This window comes from Thermoflexus sp. (genome assembly GCF_025055495.1).
Taxonomy (GTDB): domain Bacteria; phylum Chloroflexota; class Anaerolineae; order Thermoflexales; family Thermoflexaceae; genus Thermoflexus.
Window position 1 is genome coordinate 1 of sequence record NZ_JANWXB010000002.1, and the last position, 8903, is coordinate 8903.

Here is an 8903-nt window from a genome sequence, read left to right on the forward strand (position 1 = left end):
CAGACGCAAGACAAAGGTGGCTAAGGTAACCCGTTCGCCCATCGCATCCTGCCAGAGCAGCGCAGCCGCCAAGTGAACCGCATCGTAGCCACGCAGTCCATACTCCCCAGCTAACCCATCCGCACGGGCCACGACCGTTTCCGTAACCAGCAGCCGGATCAGATCCGGCCATTCCGCCCGGAACGTCTGGAGCGCCGCGCGAGCCTCCTCGAGGGTCAGGATGTCAGCCCGCACAGCTTTTGCCAGGGCCCCGGCGACCTCGGCCCGGCTGACGATGGCCGTTCCAATCATGTCAGCCTGGGCGATGGCTCCTGCGACTTCATCGGATCCGGGTTCGGCGATGTAGCGTTTGACCAGAGCGCTGGCGTCCAGATAGAGGATCATCCCCGATCCTCCAGCAAGAGGTCAGCGACGACGCGCTCTCCCCGAGCTCGGGCAACGGGGGTCAGGGGAGCCAGTTTGCGCCCGCTCCACGCCGCCATCCCTGCCTGCAGCAATTCCGAAAGACGGGTTTCCGCCGACGAAGCAATAGGGACCAGCCGTCCAATCGGTTTGCCCCGTTCAGTGATCACCAGAATGGCTCCCGCCTTGACCTGCCGGATATAGCGGCTCAGGTGGGTTTTCAGATCGCGGATACCGACGACCGTTTCCATCAGGCTCCTCCCTGGAGATGAATGTGACCTCATTCTACCATAAGACACCACAAATGGTGCCATGTTGCTAAGTGTCCGACGGCCGTTCGCAGAAGTATCCCTACTCAACCGGGCTTTCTGGATGGGTCAGGATGCGCGCCGCTGTCGCGCCGATCGCCATATAGCGCTCCGGATGATCCAGCGGGCGATGACCAAAGCCTCTCTTCATTCCCCGGATCGGCCCGGATTTTCTCATCCCTCATCGAGGATATGGTCAGTCGGGAAGGAAAAACGTCTGATTGATCCGAACGGACCCGTTCCCAGCGCAAGAACGAAGGGGATGGCGAGAGGGAATCGTCATGGCCTTCAGGCAGCGGAGGGTCACCGGGAACAAGACAGCACGAGCAACAAACCCCGACCATGTGGCCCACGCCAGGGGTCCGCTTCACCGACTCAAGAGGCGCAAGGGGTCAAGGGATCAAACACCAGCGGGATAAGGAGGATGCCTCCCTCCACGGCTGCGAGAAGCCGGCGGGCAGTTGAGGACAGGCAAGGCTTCATGGGTATATCCTCAGATCCCGTCATGGCTCTCCCGTCCCTACCTTGAAGACGGCCCGCCAGGCCTGATAGCGGGTGAACACCCGGTCCTCATACAGGATCTGCCCGTTCCGCTCCACTTTCCGCTTCACCAGCACATCCGCGCCGTCCACCGCCCATTCGACCTGGACGACCTTCCCCTTCGGCAGTGAGGGGTCTTCTTCATAGACTGGGGGGCCATGGGGCACGACGTTGGAGACGAAGGGGCCTTCCACGGTCACTGTCCGCCCGTCATTGGATCCATAGATCTTGAACGTCAGCGTCCCCGCCTCCGAATTCACCTCCGCCACGATGAGGATGGGAGTGTCTCGATCGTTGCGGAACTTGAAGTCCGCATACGGGGAAAAGATAGCAGCGTCCAGTCCCGGCCCGAACGTTCGCTCATACCACCCCACCCGGTAGGCGTGGGGCCAGCGCTCCTCGATCGGGAAGCCGCCGAAGAAGGCGGCCCGGAACAGCGTGGTGGAAACTTGGCAAAGCCCACCCCCCACGCCTCGAACCGTCCGCCCGTTGAAGATGATCAGGGCTTCCTCAAACCCGGTGTCCACGCTCACATCGCCCAGATGGGCGTTGAAGGAAAACACCTCCCCAGGCGGGACCACCACGCCGTGCATCCGGGAGGCCCCCAGGGTGATGTTCCGCACTCGCGGAGGAGGGGAGCCTTTGAAGTTCGTGGTGGCCTCGGCGATCCGCCCGGTGATCCCCAGGGCCTCGGCGGTGATCGTCTCCGGATAGCGGGGCGGGATCAGCGTCAGCGCGATGGGGACCTCCCGGGTCGGACGGGAAAGGCTTTCCCGGATACGGGCCACCATGGCCGGGATCTCCACGCGATAGCCCCAGCGGGCCGGCGCCACGGGAACCAGCTGCCGTTGCGCCTCATTAAAGATGAACCGGGCGTCCACCGGGTCCGCCTGTAGGGTCCGGGTGATCGGGGTCAACCATGCCAGCAGGCGGGCCTCCTCCAACCGGGCTACCAAGCGCGGCGTGGGGGAATCTTCCCGGACCACGGTGACCATCTGGGCCAGATCGGCGGGGGAGAGCTCCCATGGACCGGCTTCCGGAAGGGAGAGGGGAACCGTGAGGGTTTCCGTGGGCACGAAGAGACGAACCGGGGCTTGAAGCCACTGGCTTAACTGCGTCCGCGCCGGCTCCACCTCGGTCAACGCAGGCGGCACCGTCTCCACCGGGAGATCGATCGTCTGCGGCTGCAGGGTCGCTAGCGCCTCCAGCAAGCGCGCCCGAAGCGCTTCCCGGTCCAGACGGGCTCCCGCCTCCGCCGGGTGAACGATCACCTGATCCCCCCGGATCTCCAGGGAGGCATCCCGCGGGGCCCGATCGATGGCCGTCGCCAGGGCGGCCAGTCGTGCCTCCAGAAGCCCCACCTCGATCTCGACCCGCGGAGAGATCACCCGACCCCACCACCAGATCCGGATCCGATCGAGCCCGTCGGCGAGACCGTTCCCCCGGCCGGCCTGCATCGCCTCCCGAAGCGTGCCCGAGACGTCCACACGGGCGCCCAGGTCGGCCAGGGAGACCACCTGTTGGAACCCCGGTCCCCGGAGCGTGAAAAGCGGACGCTGAGGATCCGGCAACGTGGCTTCCCACCGGGCGCGGGCTTCCGCTTCTGTCAACCCGCCGACGTCCACGCCGCCGATGAAGACCCCTGGCCAGATCCGATCGGCATAGATCCACTCCAGAGCGCCGGCCGTCAGGAGCCCCAGCCCGGCCATGAGGAGCAGAAAGGCCGGGATATCGGCTGGGAACACCCAGCGGGTGGAGCGGAGGGAGGTCGCCCCGCCAGCCATTTATCCTCCTCCCAGGCGACGGGCCGCCCAGGTCAGCGCCACGATGCTCTTCGCATCGCGCAGGCGGCCTCCCTCGATGGCCTCCCAGATCTCCGACCAGGACATGGTTGCCAAGCTGAGCGTTTCATCGAACTCCGGCCGTGCAAGGCCCGGCGTTAGATCCCGGGCGATGAAAAGGATGATCTCCTCGGTGCTGTAACCTGGCGTCGGCCAGATGCTCCCCAGCTGCTCCCAGGAGGCTGCCTGATAGCCCGTCTCCTCTTCCAGCTCCCGACGGGCGCAGGCGAGGGGATCTTCCGTGGGCTCCAGGGTGCCAGCGGGAATCTCCAGGGAGATCTGGCCAACTGCGTAGCGGAACTGGCGCACCAGCACCACCCGTCCATCCGCCAGAATGGGGACGATGGCAACAGCCCCGCGGTGTTCCACGATCTCCCGCAGCGCGGTCCCACCTGAGGGCAGGCGAACCGTATCCACCCGCAGGTTCAGGATCCGGCCCTCGTAGACCCGCTGGCTCTCCAAGGGGATCTCTTCCATGATCGGATCGAGGATCGGATCGAGCATGAAAGCCTCGGCCTCGGATCGGATCGCTGAATGAGCTTCATCGCCGGAGGAAACCCCTCCCCACCACCCCCAATCCCCGCGCGTAGCCTGACTCCGCGATGTGTCACACTGGCTCACGGGCTGGGGATGATCAGGCGCTGCCCTGGATAGATCGCGTTCGGGTTCGTGATCCCATTGCGAGCCGCGATCACCGTCCAGAGCATGTTGAACTTCAAGCCGATGCGGAATAGGTTATCCCCGGGCTGCACGATGTAGACCCGTTCGCCTCCCGCTGGAGTTCCGGCGGGGGCGCCCGCCCGGGGGATCACCAGCCGCTGACCGGGCACAATGAAGTCGGGATTGATCAGGTTGTTCGCCCGGACGATGGCCTCCACCGTGGTCCCGTAGCGGAGCGCGATGCGGAACAGCGTCTCCCCCGGCTGGACCACATGGGTGACCCCTGAAGGAGGTGCTGGGGTTGGCGCGGGGGGAACCGGAGCGATCGTCGGCATGGGCAGGGGGGAGATGAACGGCGTTGGTGTGGGGACGCCTTGGGGAGGCACCGGGAGCGGCGTCCATGTCGGAGTGGGCAATAAGATACCCGGTGTCAGGGGACTGGGAGTCGGCTGGCCGACGAGCGGCACCTGAGGCGTCGCCGTGGGCGCGGGGCCGGAGCGAGAACGCGTAGGGCGACACCCTGCCAGAAGGATCAGAACAATCAGGCCCAGCCAGGACCAAGCGTAGATCCGGCGGTTGCGACCCATGGATACCTCCCGCGAGGATCAATCGCGCAGACGGCCAGGTTTCATCGTTTGCTTCGGTAACCAAAGACTAACACAAGGAAGGCCAGAGGGCAAGAGATCTCCGCGCTCAAGCTATACTCACGTACTCACGGTTTCTTCGCTGGTCAAAGCCCTACGCCTCACGACGATAGCCAGTTGCGTTATGATTGAGCTGATGAGAGGCCGCGCCCCCACCCGAGGGCATAACGGTCAGCACCACGCGAATCCCTGAGGAGCCAAAGCGCGTCGGAACGACGAAAGGTTCATCTTTCTTCTCGTTGTCCATGGGACCTTCCCACCAGGCCGGGACAACCTTTCTGCTCCTCTTCAATGATTGGCCGACAAGCGCCTACGCCATAGGCAACTTCGGGCGTCGAGTCCGATCCAAGCGCCTTCGGCAGGGAGGCGGACCAGCCCTAAGACCCGCGGGAGAGCTCAAAAGCTGCCCATGGCGCAAGCCCATCTTTTTTCAGGAGGTCGCGATGATCGCCGGCGTGGAGATCAAGGAACTCATCACCCACGTGGATGATCGAGGGTTCTTTCGGGAGATCCTCCGGGTCACCGATCCGATCTTCGCCGAGGGGTTCGCCCAATGGAGCCACTCGTTGATGTATCCCGGCGTGATCAAGGCCTGGCACGTTCACTGGAAGCAGACCGATTGGTGGTATGTGGCGATCGGGACCCTCAAGGTGGCCCTGCACGATCTCCGGCCGGATTCGCCGACGTATCGCCAGACGCTGGAGCTCTATCTCGGCGATCACGCAACGCCACGGGTGTTGAAGATCCCGCCGGGCGTGGCCCATGGATGCAAGGTGGTCAGCCCCGTGCCGGTGCATCTGTTCTATATCACCTCCAGGACATATGATCCGTCCGATGAGGGGCGCATTCCCCACGATGATCCGACCATCGGCTATGACTGGCTGGCACCGCCGCCGATCCGATAGAGGCAGCAGTCGCCTGGGACGGATCGCGCTTTCCATCCGCCGGTGTTTGTAGGTGGGCGAGGCCGTCTTCGGCAGCCTCGTCCTCCTCCCTAAGGGATCGATCCCACCTCCTGGTGGCCCAGCAGGCCGGGGGGAAAAGCGAGAAACATTCCGGAGTGCGGGGCGGATCCCTTTCAACCCTCCGCGAGCGATGCGCTGATCAACGTTCCATTTCTTAATCCGCCATGCCACGACGAAACTTGGTGATCACGGGCTTCGTAGGAACTGGGAAAACCACGATCGGGCGACGGCTGGCGGCCCGTCTGGGATGGCCGTTTCTGGACTTCGACGAGGAGATCGTCCGGCGGGCTGGGCGATCGATCCCAGAGATCTTCGAACAGGAAGGCGAAGCCGCGTTCCGGGCAATGGAGGCCGCGCTCTGTCAGGAATGGTCTTCTCCCCGGGGATGGGTGCTGGCCACCGGCGGGGGCACCTGTGTCAGCCCGGCCAATCGGGCGGCCTTGCAGGCGGGAGGCCATCTGTTCTTCCTGTATGCCGAACTGGAGGAAATCGCCCGGCGGCTGGCGGAGGCTATGGATCGACCGCTCCTTCACCTCCGCCCAGGGGAGACGCTCCTGGAGCGTTTGAGGACCCTCTGGCAGGTCCGGGAAGCCGCTTACCGGGAGATCCCGAACTGGGTGGATACCACCGGTCGATCTCCTGACGAGGTGATCGAAGAGATCCTGCGACGTTATTGGCTTCTCGAATAATCTTTACTTCTGCGGGGATGGCATCCCCGGCTTGCGGAAGCTTTATAGGACGGGCGAGGCCGTTGGCGGCGGCCTCACCGGCCTATCTGGAGCGGATCGCGCTTCGTTTTGCAATGTTGTTCTGGCTAATCTGATCCTATTCCGGGCGAAAGCTCACCGTTCCTTGAAGGGGAAGGAGCAACCGGATGATTCGCACCGAGAACCTGACCAAGCGCTACGACGGCACACTGGCCCTGGAGGGGCTCACCCTGGAGGTCCACAAAGGGGAATTGCTCGTTCTCCTGGGCCCAAACGGCGCGGGCAAAACCACCACCCTCCGGCTCCTCCTTGGTTTGATTTCTCCAACATCCGGTCGGGTTTGGATCGCGGAAGAACCCATGACGCCCGAATCTCATGCGTTGCGCCGGCAGATCGGCTATCTGCCGGAAACTCCCGGGTTCTGGGAACGCCTCCCCGCCTGGAAGAATCTGGAGATCTATGCGCGCCTGTATGGGGTTCCGGCCCCCCGCTTCCGGGCGATGGAACTGCTGGAGCAGTTCGGCCTGGCCGATCGAGCCCCGGATCCGGTGGCGACTTTCTCCAAAGGAATGCGCCAGCGCCTGGCCCTGGCTCGGGCCTTGATCCACGACCCGCCGATCCTCCTATTGGACGAGCCTACCGCGGGCCTGGATCCCGAGGCGGCGCTGGATGTCCGGGAGCTGTTGCGCACGCTGAAAGGGCATGGGCGGACCATCCTTCTGTGCACCCACGATCTGGAGGAAGCGGAGCGCTTAGGGGATCGGGTGGCGATCCTGCGCACTCATTTGCTGGCCCTGGATACCCCGGACCGGTTGCGGGCCCAGCGGTTTGGGGTGATGGTCGCTGTTGAAATCGATGGGGAGCCGGAGTCCTATCTGAGCCGGATCCAGGGACAACCGGGGGTGATCCAGGCGGCGATCCGAAACGGTCGTCTGGAGATCCAGGTGACCGATTTGCGAACCGTGACACCGCATCTGGTTCGCCGCCTCGTGGAGGCGGGGGCACCCATCTTGAGCGTGATGCCGGTGAAAGCTTCCCTGGAAGAGCTGTATTTGCAGATCATTCGGGAGGGACGCGGATCTACAGCATCCGGGTAGAGCCAATCCGAATAGCCCTCTCCTTTGGGAGTGTTGGGGCGAGCCCAGGCGCCAAGGGCGCTGGAACTGCTCTAAATGATTTACGCCATTGGACCGCTTCAGGCGGCGAGTCCGATCCAGAGGCTTTCGAGAAGGGAAGCAGATCAAGCCCAAAGCCCGCGGGAGGGCCCGGAAGTTCCCCTTAGTGCGGAGAAAAAATCTTTCGGGGGCGGTGCGGATGAATCTGCATCGGATCGCTACGGTGATCGACAAAGAGATCCATGACGCTTTGCGGAATCGTTACATCGTGATGCTGATGATCCTGCTCCCGATCCTGTTCGCGGCTATCCCGATCATCAGCCTGGCCAGCATCCGACAGATTCCACCCTCTGGGAACTTTTCTGAGGAATGGCCCCCTGCGCTGGCCCGTCGGCTGGCCGGGCTTCCACCCCAGGCCCAGCTGGAGGTTTTCCTGGCCTCCCAGTTTATGCTGCTCTTCTGGATCGCTCCGCTGGCGATCCCCATGACCATCGCCACCTATAGCGTGGTGGGGGAGAAACGGGAGAAGGCCCTGGAGCCCTTGCTGGCCACACCGGTGACCACCGGGGAACTGCTGGCCGGCAAAGCGATCGCCGCGGCATCCCCGGGGATCGCCCTCAGCTGGGCGGGATACCTGCTGATGGTCGCTGCTGCCTACGGGATCCGCCTCTCCCCACCAGCGCTGGAAACCCTGTGGGGCCCCACGGCCTGGGTGCAGATCTTCGCCATGAGCCCGCTGATCACCCTGCTGGCGACCCTGGCGGGCTTGATCGTCTCCTCCCGGGTGAATGATCCCCGCCTGGCGGAGCAAATCGGCATGGTGGTGATCCTCCCCCTGATCGGTCTGATCCTGGCTCAAAGCTTTGGGATCCTCTGGCTGAGCGGAACGCTTCTGGGATTCATCACCCTCTTCCTTATCGGAGTGGATGCGCTCCTCATCGCCCTGGCAGTGGCCCTGTTCGAGCGGGAGACGGTTCTCACTCGGTGGCGATGAAGCGCCTTGCGGACAACCACCTGCTGCCTTGTCCGTTCTTGTTCTGGATTGGAGGGCTTTTCGAGGACAGGTTGGAAGCCCAAGGCCCCCAACCCCACCCTTGAACGCTCTTTTCTCCCCCGCCATGCGGCCCTCGAGCGAGCCGAAGAGCGAACCCCCAGGGCGGGCCCTCCTCCCTGGTCCCTCGCTCCACATGACTTCGCGACGCGGGGAGAAGGGTTCCGAAACCCTTGCTCACCATCGGATCCCGTCAGCGGCACATCCTCGTTCCATCCTGGGAGCGCTATCGCCTCGAAAGCGGTGAAGCGCCGATCAGGGGGATCGCCTCCGGCCGTCCGAACTTCAGGGGGGAACAAGAGGAGCTTGCTGGATCGCGCTGGCCACCGGGTTCTCTCCCGAGTTGGATCGTCGCCCTGCGGGATGTTTCAGGTTAAACATCCCGCAGGGCGCTACGCCGTTCGCTTCCTCGGGAAGTCCTTTTTCCCCTCATCATGGCCCTCCAGGTCATGTGAGGAGGGAATCATTCCCCCGTATCCGATCGGCGCCCAACGGTGTGACTACTGCTTTGTCCAGTTATCAACTGGGGATTGGAGGAACCGAAGCGAGTCCGGAAGGCGATGGCCCCTCCCCCCAATCTCCCCCCACCCCACGGCCCCGAAGGCCGTGGGGTGGGGGGGGAACAAAATATTTGGGGGGCGGGGGGGGGGGGGGGGGGGGCGCCCCCCCC

Annotated in this window: 10 protein-coding genes; 4 read left to right on the forward strand and 6 right to left on the reverse strand. The window is 63.9% G+C overall.

The genetic code is table 11. From position 1 onward, the window contains the following. From NZM16_RS00015 to NZM16_RS00040, 6 genes are all read right to left on the reverse strand, one after another. Positions 1–384 (reverse strand): type II toxin-antitoxin system VapC family toxin (locus NZM16_RS00015; RefSeq protein WP_295477614.1); only part of this gene is annotated, 384 nt, incomplete at its 3' end. Next, positions 381–653, reverse strand: coding sequence for a type II toxin-antitoxin system Phd/YefM family antitoxin (locus NZM16_RS00020; RefSeq protein ID WP_295451307.1), 273 nt, complete (start codon positions 651–653; stop codon positions 381–383). The genes NZM16_RS00015 and NZM16_RS00020, both read right to left, overlap by 4 nt. 560 nt (positions 654–1213) lie before the next feature. Beyond that, entirely contained in the window at positions 1214–3034 is a 1821-nt protein-coding gene (locus tag NZM16_RS00025) for a VanW family protein (protein ID WP_295477617.1), read from the reverse strand. Then, positions 3035–3595: an NUDIX domain-containing protein gene (locus NZM16_RS00030; RefSeq protein ID WP_295477621.1), complete on the reverse strand. Its 561-nt coding sequence runs from the start codon at positions 3593–3595 to the stop codon at positions 3035–3037. 113 nt (positions 3596–3708) lie between these two features. Beyond that, positions 3709–4338: a LysM peptidoglycan-binding domain-containing protein gene (locus NZM16_RS00035; RefSeq protein ID WP_295451298.1), complete on the reverse strand. Its 630-nt coding sequence runs from the start codon at positions 4336–4338 to the stop codon at positions 3709–3711. A 151-nt stretch (positions 4339–4489) separates the two neighbouring features. After that, positions 4490–4642, reverse strand: coding sequence for a hypothetical protein (locus NZM16_RS00040; RefSeq protein WP_295477624.1), 153 nt, complete (start codon positions 4640–4642; stop codon positions 4490–4492). 196 nt (positions 4643–4838) lie between these two features. On the opposite strand from NZM16_RS00040, the gene NZM16_RS00045 reads away from it, so the two are divergent. The 4 genes from NZM16_RS00045 (at position 4839) to NZM16_RS00060 (ending at position 8176) form a co-directional block, all read left to right on the forward strand. Next, on the forward strand, positions 4839–5300 hold the full coding sequence (locus NZM16_RS00045; protein ID WP_295451297.1) for a dTDP-4-dehydrorhamnose 3,5-epimerase family protein: 462 nt from the start codon (positions 4839–4841) through the stop codon (positions 5298–5300). Positions 5301–5524: 224 nt separating this feature from the next. Continuing rightward, the gene (locus NZM16_RS00050) at positions 5525–6049 is read left to right on the forward strand and encodes a shikimate kinase (protein WP_295451296.1); all 525 of its coding nucleotides are present in this window, start codon (positions 5525–5527) and stop codon (positions 6047–6049) included. A gap of 185 nt (positions 6050–6234) precedes the next feature. Continuing rightward, positions 6235–7164, forward strand: a complete 930-nt coding sequence (locus NZM16_RS00055; protein ID WP_295451294.1) for an ABC transporter ATP-binding protein — start codon at positions 6235–6237, stop codon at positions 7162–7164. A gap of 217 nt (positions 7165–7381) precedes the next feature. Beyond that, the gene (locus NZM16_RS00060) at positions 7382–8176 is read left to right on the forward strand and encodes an ABC transporter permease subunit (protein WP_295477627.1); all 795 of its coding nucleotides are present in this window, start codon (positions 7382–7384) and stop codon (positions 8174–8176) included. Positions 8177–8903 lie beyond the last annotated feature (727 nt).